11 protein-coding genes, 1 tRNA gene and 1 other RNA gene are annotated in these 16,018 nt (G+C 23.9%); 9 read left to right on the forward strand and 4 right to left on the reverse strand.

Annotation, left to right across the window (positions count from 1 at the left end):
* Positions 1-45 precede the first annotated feature (45 nt).
* The gene (lon, locus tag D9V59_RS02405; RefSeq protein WP_158364740.1) at positions 46-2,382 is read left to right on the forward strand and encodes an endopeptidase La; all 2,337 of its coding nucleotides are present in this window, start codon (positions 46-48) and stop codon (positions 2,380-2,382) included.
* A 113-nt stretch (positions 2,383-2,495) separates the two neighbouring features.
* A complete protein-coding gene (gene ppiD, locus D9V59_RS02410) occupies positions 2,496-4,364 on the forward strand; it encodes a peptidylprolyl isomerase (RefSeq protein WP_158364742.1) in 1,869 nt (622 codons plus the stop codon).
* 82 nt (positions 4,365-4,446) lie between these two features.
* Here ppiD and queC read toward each other — a convergent pair whose 3' ends face one another.
* Positions 4,447-5,142 (reverse strand): 7-cyano-7-deazaguanine synthase QueC, encoded by a 696-nt coding sequence (gene queC, locus D9V59_RS02415; protein ID WP_158364744.1) that lies wholly within the window; start codon positions 5,140-5,142, stop codon positions 4,447-4,449.
* Between the two features lie 223 nt (positions 5,143-5,365).
* Here queC and D9V59_RS02420 point away from each other — a divergent pair, with 223 nt between their 5' ends.
* Both D9V59_RS02420 and D9V59_RS02425 read left to right on the forward strand, forming a co-directional pair.
* Complete coding sequence (locus D9V59_RS02420; protein ID WP_158364746.1) at positions 5,366-7,111, forward strand: SmdA family multidrug ABC transporter permease/ATP-binding protein; 1,746 nt, start codon at positions 5,366-5,368, stop codon at positions 7,109-7,111.
* A gap of 23 nt (positions 7,112-7,134) precedes the next feature.
* Positions 7,135-8,877 (forward strand): SmdB family multidrug efflux ABC transporter permease/ATP-binding protein, encoded by a 1,743-nt coding sequence (locus D9V59_RS02425; RefSeq protein ID WP_158364748.1) that lies wholly within the window; start codon positions 7,135-7,137, stop codon positions 8,875-8,877.
* Positions 8,878-8,881: 4 nt separating this feature from the next.
* On the opposite strand, the gene ffs is transcribed toward D9V59_RS02425, so the two are convergent.
* An RNA gene (ffs, locus tag D9V59_RS02430) (signal recognition particle sRNA small type) lies at positions 8,882-8,977 on the reverse strand.
* Positions 8,978-9,181: 204 nt separating this feature from the next.
* Between ffs and dnaX the strand changes: the two genes are divergently transcribed.
* The 4 genes from dnaX (at position 9,182) to adk (ending at position 13,401) form a co-directional block, all read left to right on the forward strand.
* Positions 9,182-10,267: a DNA polymerase III subunit gamma/tau gene (gene dnaX, locus D9V59_RS02435; RefSeq protein ID WP_158364750.1), complete on the forward strand. Its 1,086-nt coding sequence runs from the start codon at positions 9,182-9,184 to the stop codon at positions 10,265-10,267.
* 134 nt (positions 10,268-10,401) lie between these two features.
* Positions 10,402-10,734, forward strand: coding sequence for a YbaB/EbfC family nucleoid-associated protein (locus D9V59_RS02440; protein WP_158364752.1), 333 nt, complete (start codon positions 10,402-10,404; stop codon positions 10,732-10,734).
* Between the two features lie 75 nt (positions 10,735-10,809).
* The gene (htpG, locus tag D9V59_RS02445; RefSeq protein ID WP_158364754.1) at positions 10,810-12,684 is read left to right on the forward strand and encodes a molecular chaperone HtpG; all 1,875 of its coding nucleotides are present in this window, start codon (positions 10,810-10,812) and stop codon (positions 12,682-12,684) included.
* A gap of 69 nt (positions 12,685-12,753) precedes the next feature.
* Entirely contained in the window at positions 12,754-13,401 is a 648-nt protein-coding gene (gene adk, locus D9V59_RS02450) for an adenylate kinase (protein ID WP_158364756.1), read from the forward strand.
* Between the two features lie 26 nt (positions 13,402-13,427).
* On the opposite strand, the gene D9V59_RS02455 is transcribed toward adk, so the two are convergent.
* A tRNA-Arg gene (locus tag D9V59_RS02455) sits at positions 13,428-13,501 on the reverse strand.
* A 149-nt stretch (positions 13,502-13,650) separates the two neighbouring features.
* Here D9V59_RS02455 and folD point away from each other — a divergent pair.
* Positions 13,651-14,508 (forward strand): bifunctional methylenetetrahydrofolate dehydrogenase/methenyltetrahydrofolate cyclohydrolase FolD, encoded by an 858-nt coding sequence (folD, locus tag D9V59_RS02460; RefSeq protein ID WP_158364758.1) that lies wholly within the window; start codon positions 13,651-13,653, stop codon positions 14,506-14,508.
* Positions 14,509-14,515: 7 nt separating this feature from the next.
* Here folD and cysS read toward each other — a convergent pair whose 3' ends face one another.
* Positions 14,516-15,901, reverse strand: coding sequence for a cysteine--tRNA ligase (gene cysS / locus D9V59_RS02465; RefSeq protein WP_158364760.1), 1,386 nt, complete (start codon positions 15,899-15,901; stop codon positions 14,516-14,518).
* Positions 15,902-16,018: the final 117 nt, after the last annotated feature.

A 16,018-nucleotide genomic window follows, 5' to 3' on the forward strand; every position in this document is an offset into this window, starting at 1 on the left:
TTATAAAAAGAATAAATATCGGAAATTCAACTAAGAGAGAGCTCTATGAATTCTGAGTGTTCTGAACGCATTAAAATCCCTGTATTACCATTAAGAGATGTAGTCATATATCCTTATATGGTTATTCCATTATTTGTAGGTCGTAAAAAATCAATTCAATGTATTGAAAGCTCTATGAATAATGATAAAAAAATAATGTTAATTGCACAAAAAGAAGCCTCCAAAGATGAGCCTACTACAGATGATTTGTTTAATGTAGGAACTATTAGTTCAATTTTACAAATGTTAAAATTACCAGATGGTACAATAAAAGTATTAATAGAAGGTTTGCAACGTGCTTCTGTTAAAAATCTAATAAATAATGGACAACATTTTATTGCAGATATAGAATTAATTGTTTCTCCTACTCTTTTAGAAAAAGATCAAGAAGTTTTAATTCGCACAACAATTAATCAATTTGAATCTTATATTAAACTTAATAAAAAAATTCCATCGGAAATATTAAACACTCTTAATAATATTAAAAATTCAGAAAAACTAGCTGATATTATTGCCGCACATATGCCATTAAAATTAAACGATAAACAATCTGTTTTAGAAATATATAATATTAATGAAAGATTAGAGTTTTTAATGGCAATAATGGAAACAGAAATAGACTTATTACAAGTAGAGAAAAGAATTAGAAATCGTGTTAAAAAACAAATGGAAAAAAGTCAGAGGGAATATTATTTAAACGAACAAATAAAAGCTATTCAAAAAGAACTAGGTGATATGGATGAAATTCCAGATGAAAATAAAATTTTAAAAAGAAAAATTAAAGCATCAAAAATGCCTAAAGAAGCTAAAGAAAAAACTGAATCAGAATTACAAAAATTAAAAATGATGTCACCTATGTCAGCAGAAGCAACAGTAGTAAGAAGTTATATTGAATGGATGATACAAATACCTTGGTACGTTAAAACAAAAATAAAAAAAGATATTAAAAAAGCGAAGGAAATTCTTGATATAGATCATTTTGGATTAGAAAAAGTTAAAGATAGAATTTTAGAATATTTAGCCGTACAAAGTCGACAAAATAAAGTTAAAGGTCCTATTTTATGTTTAATTGGACCGCCAGGAGTAGGAAAAACTTCTTTAGGAAAATCTATTGCAAGATCTACAGGAAGAAAATATATAAGAATGGCTTTAGGAGGAATAAGAGATGAAGCCGAAATTAGAGGTCATAGAAGAACATATATAGGATCTATGCCTGGAAAATTAATCCAAAAAATGGCAAAGGTAAAAGTTAAAAATCCTTTATTTTTATTAGATGAAATTGATAAAATGTCTTGTGATATAAGAGTAGACCCTGCTTCTGCCTTATTAGAAGTATTAGATCCCGAACAAAATATAGCTTTTAATGATCATTATTTAGAAGTTGACTATGATTTGTCAGATGTAATGTTTGTAGCTACATCTAATTCTATGAATATACCTGCTCCATTATTAGATCGCATGGAAATTATTCGTCTTTCTGGTTATACTGAAAATGAAAAATTAAATATAGCAAAAAAATATTTATATCCAAAACAAGTAGAAAGAAACGCTCTTAAAGAAGATGAATTAATAATTACTGATTGTGCAATAATTAATATTATTCAATATTATACTCGTGAAGCAGGAGTGCGTAATTTAGAGCGTGAAATTTCTAAAATCTGCCGTAAGGTAGTAAAAAATTTACTATTAGATAAATCTTTAAAACAAATTAAAATTAGTCGTAAAAACTTAAAAAATTTTCTAGGAATCAAACGATTTGATTATGGCAGAACTAATAGTATTAATCAAATTGGTCAAGTCATTGGATTGGCATGGACAGAAGTAGGTGGAGAACTTTTAACAATTGAAACAGCTTCAGTTTCTGGAAAAGGAAAACTAATATATACAGGTTCTTTAGGTGAAGTAATGCAAGAATCTATTCAAGCCGCATTAACTGTTGTTAGATCTCAAGCAGATAAATTAGGTATTAAAAAAGATTTTCATGAAAAATATGATATTCATGTGCATGTTCCTGAAGGAGCAACGCCAAAAGATGGTCCAAGTGCAGGTATAGCAATGTGTACTGCAATAGTATCATCATTAACAAAAAACTCTGTAAAATCTAATATTGCAATGACTGGAGAGATTACTTTACGTGGACAAGTTCTGCCAATTGGAGGACTAAAAGAAAAATTATTAGCAGCACACCGTGGAGGAATAAAAAAAGTATTAATTCCATATGAAAATAAACGTGATTTAGAAGAAATACCTCAAAATATTATTACAGGATTAAAAATATATCCGGTAAAAAATATTAAAGAAGTTTTAAAATTAGCATTAGAACAAACTCCATATGTTTTATAACTAAAATAAATAATATCATAAAATTAAAAAATTTGGCTGACAAAAAATTGTCAGCCTTTATATTTAAAAATAGGTAATATTATATAGAATCTTTAAATATTTAGGATTATATCATGATAAAATTTTTAAAAACACAATCAAGTCATATTATAATTAAAATAATTTTAGGAATAGTTATCTTATCTTTAATATTCAGCACTATGAATGGTTATATAAATCAAAATTCTGAAAAATATGTTGCTATAGTAAATGGTGAAAAAATTAGTTTGCAAACATTTAAAAATATGTATGCTTTTGAAAAAGAAAAACAAAAAAAAATTTTAGGAAAAAATTTTTTTAAATTAAGTAAAAATAAAAATTTTATCAATAAAACTTATAATGATATTTTATCTCAATTAATAAATAATGTTTTATTAGAACAATATACTAAAAAAATGCAATTTGAAATCAATGATTATAAAATAAAAGAAATAATACTAAACTCTTCTTTATTTCAAAAAGATCACCAATTCAATAAAGAAAAATATTTAAATTATCTTAATTCTATAAATTTAAGCAATCATGAATATATTAGTATTATTAAAACTAAAATAAATACTGAAAACTTAATAAATACTATTGCAAATAGTAATTTTATTTTAAAAAATGAACAAAAAAATATTTTAGAATTATTATCTCAAAAAAGAATATTTAGAAAATCTATTGTTAATGTTAATTCTGAAATATATAAACAAAACGTAACTGATAAAGAAGCTCAAGATTATTTTAATAAATACAAAAATAATTTTTATATTCCAGAAAAATTTAAAATCAATTATATTCAATTAACACCTAAAAAGTTTAAAACTACTGCTAATGAAGAAGAAATTCACAATTGGTATCTAAAAAATATCAATAAATACTCAACAAAAGAAAAAAGAAAATATAGTATTATTCAAACTAAAACTAGAAGTGAAGCATTGTTAATATTATCTAAATTACATAACAAACCAGAAGATTTTTTTAAAATAGCTAAAGAAAATTCAATAGATCCTATTTCATCTAAAAATAGTGGAAGCATTGGATGGATCACAATAGATTTAATACCAAATGAAATTAAAAATGCTAATTTAAATAAAAAAAATGAAATATCTCATATTATTTCATTTCGTAACAATTTTATAATTGTTAAATTAGATGACATAATTCCTCCTAAACAAAAAAAAATCAATGAAGTACATGATATTATTAAAAAAGAAATAGAAAAAGAAAAATCATTAAACTTATATCATAAATTACAAAATAAAATATCTGATACTATTAAAAATAAATCAAATCAATTTGACATAATTCTTCAAGAAAATAATTTATCTTTTCAAAATACAGATTGGTTTGACAAAAATTCAATTCCTAAAACATTAAACATTCCTATATTAAAAAAGATTATTTTTAATATTCAATCATTAAATAAAGATAGCATACTTAAATCAGATCCGCATTTTGTTACATTAAGAGACAATCAATCGTTTTTAATTAAAATTAAAGATTTTCAAAATAAAAAAATGCAAGTATTTTCAAATGTTAAAAAAAATATTATACAAAAGATAAAGTTTATAAAAGCAACACAAGCAACAAAACAAAAAGCAGAAAAAATTATTTATCAGCTAAAAACAGGAAATACTGATTTATTTAAAAAATCCAATCTTTATTTTAGTAATCCTCAAAGCATATCTCGTTATAATTCAAGTCCTATTACATCAATAATTTTTTCTTTACCACATCCTAAAAAAGGAAAAAAAATATACACTTTATATCAAGATATCAATAAAAATTTTGTAATTATATCACTTGAAAAAATTTATAATAAAAATTTTTCTAAAAATGAAAAAAATATTATCATTGAATATTTAGAAAAAAATAACACTGAAACAATGTTTAATTCTATTCTTGAAAATCTTCGTAAAACATCAATAATTGAATATGAAAAAATAGATGAGATATAAAATTTTTAAAAAACTATTTTTTACTAATATTTTATTATTAGTACAAATAACTTTATATTAATTTAAAAATATCATAAATAAATTATAATAGTTTCATTTTTGTTTTCATGCTTTTCATGTAATAAGAATAATTTAGTTTCCATTGATTAAAGCCTTTGTGTCTAAGAATGCATGAACGACATGTACCACAACCTTTTCCTGGAAAACCATTATAACAAGTAACGGTTTGGTTTAAAATAATATCAGTACTATTCCAATAATCTGATAAAGCCCATATTTCTGCTTTATTTAAATTTATAAGAGGGGTTTTAAAAAAAATATTAGAATTCATTCCAATATTGATAACGTTATTCATATTTTTAATAAATTGATTTTTACAATCAGGATAACCAGAAAAATCAATTTCATTAACACCCAAAACTATTGTATTAATATTATTACTATAAGCATATATAGAAGCTAACGTTAAAAATAAAATATTACGACCAGGAATAAATGTGCTTGGCAAAGAAGTATCTAATGGATGATTGCTATCAATTGAAATTTTTTCTCTAGTCAAGCTGCTAATAGATATATTTTGTAAATATCTAATGTCTAAAACTATATGATCTTTTATTCCTAATTTTTTTGATATAACAAGAGAACAATTAATTTCAGATTTATGTAATTGATTATAGTCAAAAGTTATACAGTGAACTTCTTTACATATATGAGTATAATGTATTAAACAAGTTGTAGAATCTTGTCCACCGCTAAAAATTATCAATGCTTTTTTCATTTTTTTATAAGTTATAAAGTTTTAAAAATATATTTTTCTAAAGAAAAATTAAAGATTTATCAAAAAAAGAAATGATAAGATATAATCTTTAGAAAAAATATAGAGAAAAATATTTTTTATATTAACACATAACATAAAATCATTTTTATTTAAAATATTTACTCAACTATAAAATTATAATGTTGAAGAATATTTATAAATATTTAACCCTTAGGATTGTTTTGTGAAATTGTTTAATCAGTTAAAATGGTTTTTTATACGAGAATGGAAAAGATATTTAGGAGCAATTTTATTGTTAATAATAATTGCTATTTTGCAACTATTTCCACCTAAAATAGTTGGTATACTTATCGATCTAATCATAAAAAAAAATATACATAGCTTACAAATGCTATCTTGGATAGCCACTATTTTATTGGTAGCAACTATAGTGTATATCCTACGTTACTTATGGAGAATTTTATTATTTGGTGCTTCTTATCAATTAGCTACAGAACTTAGAGTAAAATTTTATCGTTATTTTAGTCAACAAAGTGAAAAATTTTTTTTAAAAAACAGAACAGGAGATTTAATAGCTAGAGCAACTAATGATGTTGATCGTGTTGTTTTTGCTGCAGGAGAAGGTGTTTTAACATTAGTAGATTCACTAGTTATGGGTTTTTCCGTTTTAATAGTAATGAGTACTCAAATTAGTTTTTTATTAACCATAATATCTTTAATACCTATGCCTATTATGGCTATTTTAATTAAACAATATGGTAAAAAACTTCATAAGAGTTTTCGTCATGCTCAAAAATCTTTTTCTTTATTAAATAATCAAACACAAGAAATATTAACCAGCATTAGAATGATTAGAGCATTTGGATCAGAAGAATTTCAATTAAAAAAATTTAATGAAATTGTTATTAATGCAGGAGAAAAAAACATGGAAGTGGCTAAAATCGATTCGTATTTTGATCCTGTGATTTATCTATCAGTAGCATTTTCTAATTTACTAGCTGTTATAGGAGGAGGATGGTTAGTTTGGGAAGATCGCATCACAATAGGACAATTAACTAGTTTCATTATGTATCTTGGATTAATGATTTGGCCAATGCTAGCATTAGCATGGATGTTTAATATAGTAGAGAGAGGCAGTGCAGCTTGGGATAGAATATATTCTATTATTAATAAAGATTTATATATTAAAGATGGCAATCAAATTGTTTCGTCTTATTCTAGTATATTAAAAATTAATATTAATGCATTTTATTATCCTAACAATCATGTTCCATCTTTAAAGAATATAAATCTTATTCTTGAACCAGGAAATACTATTGGCATTTGTGGTCCTACAGGATCTGGAAAAACTACTTTGATAAAGCTTGTTCAAAGACAATTTAAATGCAATAAAGAAGAGATAACATATAATTCTATATCATTATCAGAATTAAAAATTGATTCTTGGAGAAGTAAAATTGCAGTAGTAAATCAAAATACTTTTTTATTCTCAGAAAGTATAGCTAATAATATTAGTTTAGGAAAACCTTATGCTTCTCACAAAGAAATTGAAGAAGCTGCAAAATTAGCTGATATACATAAAGATATAATACACTTACCTCAAGGATATAAAACTGAAGTAGGAGAACGTGGTATTATGTTATCAGGTGGCCAAAAACAACGTATTGCAATAGCACGGGCTTTGTTATTAAATACAGAAATATTAATATTAGATGATGCTCTTTCTGCTGTAGATGGTCAAACAGAAAATAATATCTTAAATAATATTGAAAAATGGAAAAAAAATGGACATTCTTTAATTATTATAGCACATCGTTTATCTGCATTAATTAACTCAGATGAAATTATAGTAATAAAAAGTGGTTCAATTATACAAAGAGGTAATCATTTAAAATTAATTCAAGAAAAAAATTGGTATCAATCAATGTATTATTATCAAAAATTAGAAACAGAACTTGAGGATGATTAAAAAATAGGTGAAAAATTTATAAAATGAAGCATTTAATCCAATTTTGGCCAATTTTAAAACGTTTATTAATTTATATAAAACCTTATAAAAAAAAAATAATTTTAGCATTTATTTTTCTTTTAAGCGGATCTATTTCAGAAGTTTTAGGTCCAATGTTAATAAGTTATTTTATCAATAATATCTTATCTAAACATGTATTTCATATAAAAATTATATTAATAATTATTATTTTATATATAATGTTGCAAGTATTATCAGTATTTTTCAACTATTTTCAAAGTATTTTATTTAATAAAATTGCAGTAAAAATAATTAATAAATTACGTCAAGATATTATGTATTCTGCATTACAACAACCTATTAGTGAATTTGATTCTCAACCTATTGGTCAAATGATTTCTAAAGTTACTAATGATACTGAAGCAGTAAAAGAACTATACGACACAGTAGGACCTACTCTTTTTAGAAGTACAACATTAATTTGTATTATATTATTTGCAATGTTCACTCTTGAATGGCGTATGGCGATGGTAGCGTTAATAATTTTACCATTAGTTGCAACATTAATGTTAATTTATCAGTATTATAGCACTCCAATTTTAAGAAAAGTAAGATATTATTTAGCTGATATAAATAACAAATTTAATGAAACTATTAATGGAATAAATGTTATTCAACAATTTCGTCAAGAAAAAAGATTTGAAAAAAATATAAAAGAAAGTAGTGATTTACATTATTTAGAACGTATGAAAGTATTAATATTAGATAGTTTATTATTAAGACCATTACTCAGCTTATTGTCTGCTTTAATACTATGTAGTTTTATTTTTTTATTTAGTTTTTTTCCAGTTGAAACATGTGAAATAGGTACATTATACGCTTTTATTACTTATCTTGGAAGACTCAATGAACCTTTAATTACTATTACTATACAACAATCGATACTACAACAATCAATCGTTGCAGGAGAAAGAGTATTTTCTTTAATTGATTCCCCAAAACATAAATATGGAAAAAACACAAATCCGTTTAAAAGCGGCAAAATTAATATAAAAAATATCAATTTTAACTATAAAAACTCTTCTAAAAATGTATTAAAAAATATAAATATTGATATATCTTCAAAAAACTTTGTTGCTTTTGTAGGACACACTGGAAGTGGAAAAAGTACTTTAGTAAATTTATTAATGGGATATTATCCTATAAAACATGGTCAAATATATTTAGATGATAAATCTATTGATTCAATAAGTCATTATGTGTTAAGACAAAATATATCTATAGTACAACAAGATCCAATAATTCTTTCAGATACTATCTTTGCTAATATTACATTAGGAAGAAAAATATCTGAAGAAAAAGTATGGAAAATATTAGATCAAGTTTATCTTGGATCTTTAGTAAAATCTATGCCAAAAGGTATTTATTCTTTATTAGGAGAAGAAGGAAGTAATTTATCTGTAGGTCAAAAACAATTATTAGCTATTGCTAGAATATTAGTTTCTTATCCAAAAATACTTATATTAGATGAAGCTACTGCTAACATTGATTCTGGAACAGAAAAACTTATTCAAAAAACATTATTATCCATTCAAAAAAAATCTACAATAATAGTTATTGCACATAGACTTTCAACAATTACTCAAGCAGATTTAATAGTAGTTTTAAAAAAGGGGCAAATTGTCGAATTTGGAAAACATAAAAAATTATTAAATAATAAAAGTTATTATTGGAAAATGTATAAATTTCAGTCATCTAAAATTTAGAAGCTTCTGTTAGCTGAATTAGAACACCTGAATTAATTGATATGGCTGCTTTCTTCCGAACCTGACCAAATGTTCAATTTTACAGTGTTTAAGGCTAACAGAAAACTTCATTTTTGAATGTTAATATTATAAATATTTTAAATTTATATTACTGTATCTATTCTATAGATTAAATCTAATATTTACAACTAATTTTTATATAAAATATATATATTTAAAAAAAATTATAAAATAAACAAGAGTGCTTTCATAATACAATGAATATTGATAGGATATTATTTTTACAGAATATTATCAAATTTATATGAATTATGAAATATTAGCTCGAAAATGGCGTCCACAATCTTTTAAAGAAATAATCGGTCAAAAACATATTATCACTGCTATATCTAATGGATTATCTCTTGGTCATATTCATCATACATGGTTGTTTTCGGGAACAAGAGGAATTGGAAAAACAACTATAGCTCGATTACTTGCAAAAAGTTTAAATTGTACAAAAGGCATATCATCTAATCCTTGTAGAAAATGTACTATTTGTCAAGAAATAGAAAAAGGATTATGTTTAGATGTTCTTGAAATAGATGCAGCTTCTAGAACAAAAGTAGAAGATCTAAGAGATATATTAGATAATATTTATTATGCTCCAACCAAAAGTCGTTTTAAAGTTTATTTAATTGACGAAGTACATATGCTTTCTCGTCATAGTTTTAATGCATTACTTAAAACTCTTGAAGAACCTCCTAAACATGTAAAATTTATTTTAGCAACCACTGATATTGAAAAAATTCCTAAAACTATTATTTCTCGTTGTTTATGTTTTAAATTAAAAACACTATCTGAAAACAATATTTTTGATTTATTAAAAGATGTGGTAGACAAAGAATTTGTTTATTCTGATCGAGATTCTTTAGAAAAAATATCTTATTATGCTAAAGGAAGTGTGCGCGATGCTCTTAATTTATTAGAAAATGCAATAAATTTAGGAAATGGTAACATATATATAAAAAATGTAATAGAAATGTTAGGTCTTCCGCCAAGAAAATATGCTTTTTTTTTAACTAGTGCTATTTTAAAAAAAGATTTAAAACAAACGATTTTCCTGTTAAATAAAATAAATAGTCTAGGAGTAGAATGGGAAGAAGTTTTAATAGAAATATTACGTTTTTTATATCATATAACTATATCACAATCTTTTTCAATAGAGTTAGAAAAAAATTTTTCTCAAACATATAAAAATCATATTAATAAAATTGCAAAAAATACTAATAAAAAAAATGTTCGTTTATGTTATCAAATATTATTAAATGGAAGAAAAGAATTAAAATTTTCTCCTAGTCAAAAAATAGGAGTAGAAATGGCTATATTTCGAGCAATTTCAGAAATGTAAGTTAGAATGTTGAATGCTATTTTAGTGATAAAATATTAAAATTTTTTAAAATAAGATTTAAAATTATTAATTACATTTTAAAAAAATATTTTTAATAAGATACTTTAAAAATTAGCAAAAAGAGAATAAAAAATATGTTTACTAAAAATGGTTTAGGTAATTTAATGAAACAAGCACAACAAATGCAAGAAAAAATGACAAAAATTCAAGATGAAATAGCAAAAATGGAAGTTACAGGAGAAGCAGGAGCAGGATTAGTTAAAGTAACCATAAATGGTGCACACAATTGCAGAAGAGTAGAAGTAGATCCAAGTCTCTTGCAAGATGATGATAAAGATATGCTAGAAGATTTAGCAGCTGCTGCGTTTAATGATGCAGCAAGAAGAATATCTGAAGCACAAAAAAAGAAAATGTCTGCTATATCTACAGGAATGCAATTTCCAAGTGGTTTTAACATACCGGTATAAATATAATTTTATATATGACTGAATGCTAATTTTTCATTTTTTTTATATATAAATAATTATAAAAAAGGTTAACTTATGAAACAAAACAAAACACAAGTATATAATTTTCAATCAGAAGTAAAACAATTATTACATTTAATGATTCATTCATTATATTCTAACAAAGAAATTTTTTTAAGAGAATTAATATCAAATTCATCAGATGCAATAGATAAACTAAGATTTTCTTCTATATCATTACCAGAATTATATGAAAATGATACTGATGTAAAAATTCAAATTTCTATCAATAAAGCACAAAAAACATTAATAATTAGTGATAATGGTATTGGAATGACTAAAAAAGATACCATTGATAATCTTGGTACCATTGCTAAATCAGGAACAAAATCATTTTTACAATCTTTAAAAAAAATAAAAGATAAAAAAAATGAATTAATAGGAGAATTTGGAGTTGGTTTTTATTCATCTTTTATTGTATCAGATAAAGTTTCTGTTCGAACTAGATTTGCAGGTAAAAAACCAAATGAAGGAATATTATGGGAATCTTCAGGAGAAGGGGAATATAGTATTACTGATATTATAAAAAAAACTAGAGGTACTGAAATTACATTATTTTTAAAAAAAGAAGAAGAAGAATTTTTAGAAATATGGCGTATTAAAAATATTATTAGTAAATATTCTGATCATATTACAGTTCCAGTATATATACAAAATTACGATGAAAAAAATAAAACATATTTTTGGGAACAAATTAATAAAGCTAAAGCACTTTGGACATTAAATAAATCTTCTATTAATGACAATGAATACAAAGATTTTTATAAACATATTACTAATGATCAAAATGATCCACTTATATGGAGTCATAATCATGTAGAAGGAAATCAAGAATATATTAGTTTATTATATATTCCTGAAAAAGCAGCTTGGGATATATGGAATAGAGATAATAAGCATGGTTTAAAATTATACGTAAAACGTGTTTATATTATGGATAACTCTCAAGAATTTCTTCCTAATTATTTACGTTTTATAAGAGGATTGATAGATTCTAGTGATCTTCCTTTAAATATTTCTCGTGAAATATTACAAGGAAATTCTGTTACAGAAAATTTAAAAAAAGCTCTAATAAAGAGATCCTTAAATATGTTGACTAAACTCGCACAAGAGAATAGTGAAAAATATCAAATTTTTTGGAATCAATTTGGATTAGTTTTAAAAGAAGGACCTGCTGAAGATCAAGAAAATTTAAATAAAATCGCTCATCTTTTGCGTTTTGCATCTCTTAAAAATAATAGCTCTGAACAAAAATTATCTTTAAAAGAATATATTAATAACATGAATCCAAAACAAGATAAAATATATTATATTACTTCAGATAGCCATGAATCAGCTAAAAATAGTCCTCATTTAGAATTATTTAAAAAAAACAATATTGATGTTTTATTGTTATCTGATCGTATTGATGAGTGGATGATGAATTATCTTATTGAATTTGAAGGAAAAAAATTTCAATCTATTAGTAAAGAAGATTTATCATTAAATAAATTAACAGAAGAAAAAAAGATAAAAAATAATGAATTACCTAATGAAATGATTGATTTTTTAAAAAGATCAAAAAAAGCTCTTGGAGATAAAGTTAAAGACGTAAGATTAACATATAGATTAACAGAAACTCCTTGTGTTTTACTAAGTGATTCGAATGAAATGACAACACAAATGGCTAAACTTTTTTCTGCAGCAGGACAATCTGTACCGGAATTAAAATACATTTTTGAAATCAATCCAAATCATGCTTTAATACAGAAAATATGTTCTATACATAATGAAAATGAATTTAATGAATGGATTAAACTATTATTAGATGAAGCTTTACTAGCTGAAAAGGGTAATTTAGAAAATCCGCATAAATTTATTTCTAGAATAAACAAATTATTACTTATATAAAAAAATACGATTACTACTATATCATAGTAGTAATCTTAAAATTAACTAACATGTCAATAAGAAAAAATTATGCGTATTATTTTATTAGGTGCACCTGGAACAGGAAAAGGAACACAAGGGAAATTTATTACAAAAAAATATAACATTCCTCAAATATCTACAGGTGACATGCTGAGAAAAAATATTTATTTAAAAAATAAAATGGGAAAAATTATAAAAAATATTCTTGAAAAGGGCCATCTTGTTTCTGATGAAATTGTATGTAATTTAATACATGATAGAATTAAACAGAAAGATTGTACTAATGGTTTTATACTAGATGGTTTTCCAAGAACTCTAGAACAATATTCTTATTTATCTAAAAATCAAATAAAAATAGATTATGTCTTAGAATTAATTTTACCATATCATTTGATATTAGAACGTATATCAGGAAGACGTATACATGCTCAATCAGGACGTGTATATCATGTAAAATTTAAACCGCCTAAAATTAAAGACAAAGATGATTTAACTCAAGAATCATTAACAATAAGAGAAGATGACAAGGAAGAAAGTATTAAAAAAAGATTAAGAGAATATAAAAAAGAAACCTATCCACTAATTAATTGCTATTTAAATGAAAAAAAAAAATACAATCTAAAATTTTTTCAAATTAATGCTATTAATTCAATATCATGTATACAAAAACAAATAGAAAAGATTTTAAAGAAGTAAATTTTACTTTATTACAATAACAATTTTGCGTTCTACAGGATTTGAACCTGTGACCTACGGCTTAGAAGGCCGTTGCTCTATCCAACTGAGCTAAGAACGCATAAAAATTAGATTAAATCTAACATTAATATAATATATTTTTAAATAAATTGCTATTAATATATTTTAATATATTTAATAAATATATAATATATTTTATATATTTATATATTGTGAAAATTAAATAAAAACGAATCGAGTTAATTAATAATGCCAGCAATAATTATAAATGGTAATGCAATAGCAGAAAAAATCAAACTAAAAATTTTAAAAAAAGTAAATCAAAGAAAAAAAAACGGAAAAAAAACACCTGGATTAGCAATGATTTTAGTTGGAACTGATATTCCTTCAAAAATTTATGTGAACAAAAAAAAAATAGCATGTAAACAAGTTGGATTTTTTTCAGAATGCTGGTATTTTTCTGAAAATGTAAAAGAAATAGAACTTTTAAATCTTATCAAAAAATTAAATAATAATAATAATATAGATGGAATCTTAATACAATTACCTCTTCCTCAACAAATAAATTATTTAAAAATTTTAAGTAGCATTGTTCCTGATAAAGATGTAGATGGTTTTCATCCATATAATACAGGTTCGTTGTGTCAAAGAACACCAAAGTTACGAGCATGCACCCCTAAGGGTATTATTACCATGTTGAAATATAAAAACATAAAAACTCATGGATTACATGCAGTAATGGTAGGAGCATCTAACATTGTAGGAAGACCAATGAGTTTAGAATTATTATTAGCTGGATGTACTACTACTGTTACACATCGATTTACTAAAAATTTAAAAAATCATATTAAAAGAGCTGATTTAGTGATAGTAGCAGTTGGAAAACCAAATTTTTTAAAAGGAGATTGGATTAAAAGTGGTTCTATTATCATAGATGTAGGAATTAATAGATTAGAAGATGGAAAAATAGTAGGTGATGTAGATTTTAAAAATGCTTATTTAAAAGCTTCTTATATAACTCCTGTACCAGGAGGAGTTGGGCCTATGACGGTCGCTACACTATTGCAAAATACTTTAGAAGCTTGTGAAAAATATCATGATATTTAAAAGATTTTTATTTTTTTCTCCATATAGTTTTATTAGATAAATCTTTTAGCACTACATCTAAAGATGCTAATTTTTTTCTTATATTATCTGCTTCTTTCCATAATTTTGATTGTCTTGCTATATTTCTTTTTTCTATTAAAAATTCAATTTCTTTAATTACAGATGAATTTAATAAATTTTTTTGTTGTAAAAATACTTCTGGATCTTGCAATAAAAAGCCTAAACGATTTGCTAAAGATATTAATCTGAAAGCAAACTTACTTGACTTTAATGTATTTCTTTTTTTAAAAAAATTAATTTGACGTGCTATTTTAAAAAAAACTAAAAATACTTCAGGAGTATTAAAATCATTATTTATAGAATCATAAAATTGAAGTTCAAAATTCATACCTTCTTCATCATTACATAATGGCAAAATTTCATATAATGCTTCATATAAGTATTTTAATGATATATATGCTTGATTTAAACTTCCTTTAGAAAAATGAATAGGATGACGATAATGTGTTGAAAGAAAAAAATATCGCAAAACTTCAGCGTCATAATGTTTTAAAAGATCTCTTATAAGATAAGTATTTCCTAAAGATTTAGACATTTTTTGATTATTTGTTATTACCACTCCTGTATGCATCCAGAAATTTATTTTTGATTCTTTATTAAAAGATATAGATTGCGATCTTTCATTCTCGTGATGTGGAAAAATTAAATCAGATCCACCACCATGAATATCTATAGAATTTTTAAAAAAAACATTAGTAATAGCACTGCACTCAATATGCCAACCAGGACGTCCTTTTCCCCATGGAGAATTCCAAGAATGTTCTTTATTACTAGAAATTTTCCAAAGTACAAAATCTAAAGGATTTTTTTTCATATCATTTGATGGAATACGTATTCCAGATTTTAATAATGTTAAAGATTGACGAGATAACTTTCCATAATTATGATCACTATTGACAGAAAAAATAACATCACCTTTATGATTGATATACGCATTTTTACTTTTTATAAGTTTTTGAATAATTTTAATAATATCATCAATATAATCTGTAACACGAGGTTCTTGATCTGGAGGAAGTATACCTAATAAAAAAAAATCTTTATGCATTTCTTTTATCATAGAAGTTGTAAAAACATCAATTTTAGTATTTTGAATTATAGATCTTGAAATAATTTTATCATCAATATCAGTAATATTTCTGATATAGTTCACTTTAAAACCACAAGAACGAAAATAACGAACTATCATATCAAAAATAACAAAAGTACGACCATGACCAATATGACATAAATCGTATACAGTCACACCACATACATATAAATTAATTTTATTTTTTAGGATAGTCTTAAAACTTTCTTTTTTTTTAGTAAACGTATTAAAGATTTTTAACATAACTTAAATCCTATATAAATATTTTTAAAGATAGAAAAATATTTTATTTTCTGTATCATCAATATGATAAAATTATTTTTATTAAAATATTATAAAAAATTTTATTATAAAAAAATT

This window comes from Buchnera aphidicola (Artemisaphis artemisicola) (assembly GCF_005082365.1).
GTDB classification, from domain to species: Bacteria; Pseudomonadota; Gammaproteobacteria; order Enterobacterales; family Enterobacteriaceae; genus Buchnera; species Buchnera aphidicola_AR.